The sequence below is a fragment of the Mesorhizobium sp. M7A.F.Ca.AU.001.01.1.1 genome, assembly GCF_004022735.1.
In the GTDB taxonomy this organism is placed as follows: Bacteria; Pseudomonadota; Alphaproteobacteria; order Rhizobiales; family Rhizobiaceae; genus Mesorhizobium; species Mesorhizobium ciceri.
On sequence record NZ_RZPF01000939.1, the window covers coordinates 1 to 2,065 of the forward strand.

A 2,065-nucleotide genomic window follows, 5' to 3' on the forward strand; every position below is an offset into this window, starting at 1 on the left:
CGGCAACGCCACATCGCTGATCCTCGAGGCCGCCGACAGCTACGAAAAGCTCGGCGCGCAGCGTATAGGCGTTGAACGACAGGAACAGCGGCGGGTAACCGATTTCCTCGACGCTGGCGAAGAGCGCAGACGCGGACGCGCCGAAGGCAAGCTGGCCAACTGTCCGGGTGACCCGAGCCGCCAACTGGAAGAGATTGCGGTCGGCATGCAGCTTCGCCGGCAAGATGAGATCTTCCTGGAAATGCGTCGCGCCGAGCTTTTCGTAGCTGTCGGCGGCCTCGAGGATCAGCGATGTGGCGTTGCCGAGGTCGATGCCGAGTTGTGTCTGGGCGCCGAAGACCTGCTTGAACTCGCGCGTACCCAGCGTCAGCGGGCCGATATCCAGATTGTCGCCGGTGCTGGAGACGCGATAGCTCAGCGATCCCCTCAGTTCGAGGCCCGGGCCGAGCCGGCGGAAGGCCTCGGCCGACAGCGACAATCCGCGGTCGTCCTCGATCGACGTCTTGTCGTAATGCGTTACCTGGAAGTCCGCGCTGAATTTCGCGTTGGCGTCGTTGTCGCCCCATTGCTGCTGCAGCGAACCGCGCAACAGTGTGTACCAGTCCTTGACCGCATGGTCGCTGTCCAGCGCGTTGTTGGTCCAATGCCTTTCGAGACTGCCGGTGATTGTCGGATCGGTCGCTATTTCGGCAGCCGGTGCTGTTGATGGTTCTGCCCTGGCGGTCACGGCCGCGCAGGCCATCAGCAGGCCTAGGCCGGCGCTGCCAAGCAATCTGCGGGAAAGTGGAGCGACCGTCTGTCCTTCTGCCGGTCGGCGCTTTCGGGAAACCATGCTCCGCGCTCTCCGGACTGAAACCCCTTCCGCCATGCGGGGGTGGCGCAGCGGAAGGGGCTGGAGGTAAACCGCTGTGAAGCGGAAGGAACAGGCACTCTTGCCTGCGGGAGTACTGTGGCATTGAACCCATAAGGTGTGTTTTCCAGACTATTCTCCCTATGCGTGCAGGCAATTGTACCTGAGGTATTTGTTCGCATCGGGAACCTGAAGCGGTCGCTGATTGTTTCTCATCGCGCCGCAGCGTCGAGGATTTCGATAGATGGAAAAGCATTTCACCAAGGTTGCCAACTGGGTCGCCCGCATAGCCGGCCTGCCGCCGACATTCGCCGTCTGTTGCCTCATCATCATCGCCTGGGGGGTGAGCGGTCCGTTCTTCGGCTTTTCGGACACTTGGCAACTTGTCATCAACACGGGCACGACCATCATCACCTTCCTGATGGTCTTCCTGATCCAGAACACTCAGAACCGCGACGGCGCGGCGATCCAGGCCAAGCTCGACGAACTGATCCGGGTCGGCAAGGGCCACAACCACTTCATCGGCATCGAGCATCTGACCGAATCCGAAGTCGAGGAAATCCGCGCCAAATGCGAGCGTGCGGCAAAGCGGCATGACGAACAGATCGCCGACATCGCGGCGAAGAAGGCCGTGGCACAGAAGCGCGGGTCGAAAAAGCAAGCGGCCTGAAGATCAGCCTTTCATGAAGGCTGCGAAACTGCCTTTGTGGTCCGGATGCCAGCGCGACAAAGCGGGGCGGTTCTCGATGATGTCGCCGATCGCCCAGGCCATGCGCTTTTCATCCAGCGGCCGGGCCGCCTCATTGTCCGGGCACAGGATGTAGAAATCTCCCCTGGTCAGGGATTCCAGCATGAAATCCACAACCTGTTCGCCGGTCCAGGCGCCGGCCGGTTTTTCCGTCGCACCCTCGGTCAGACCGGTAAAGGTGAAGCCGGGGATCAGCAGATGGGCAGCGACATGGGCGCCGGGTTCGTTGCGCAACGCGTGCGCCAGGCCTTCCGTGAAGGTTTTCACTCCTGCCTTGGAGACATTGTAGGCAAGATTGCCGGGCGGCGTGGTGATGCCTTGCTTGGAGCCGGTGTTGACGATCAGACCCGGCCTGGCCGAGGCCAGCATGCGCGGCGCGAAGGCCTCCACGCCATGCACAACGCCCCAGAAATTGATGTCCAGCAGCCGTTTCCAGGCATCGCGGTTTTCCCACGGCTTTCCGGGGT

Annotated in this window: 2 protein-coding genes and 1 pseudogene; 1 reads left to right on the plus strand and 2 read right to left on the minus strand. The window is 61.8% G+C overall.

The annotated features are described in order from the left end of the window. Positions 1–832, minus strand: a pseudogene (locus tag EN884_RS34240) (hypothetical protein); the annotation flags it as partial. 262 nt (positions 833–1,094) lie between these two features. Here EN884_RS34240 and EN884_RS34245 point away from each other — a divergent pair. Then, positions 1,095–1,520: a low affinity iron permease family protein gene (locus tag EN884_RS34245; RefSeq protein ID WP_013530978.1), complete on the plus strand. Its 426-nt coding sequence runs from the start codon at positions 1,095–1,097 to the stop codon at positions 1,518–1,520. Between the two features lie 3 nt (positions 1,521–1,523). On the opposite strand, the gene EN884_RS34250 is transcribed toward EN884_RS34245, so the two are convergent. Then, the coding region (locus EN884_RS34250) for an SDR family NAD(P)-dependent oxidoreductase (RefSeq protein ID WP_128361053.1) at positions 1,524–2,065 on the minus strand (542 nt) is incomplete at its 5' end.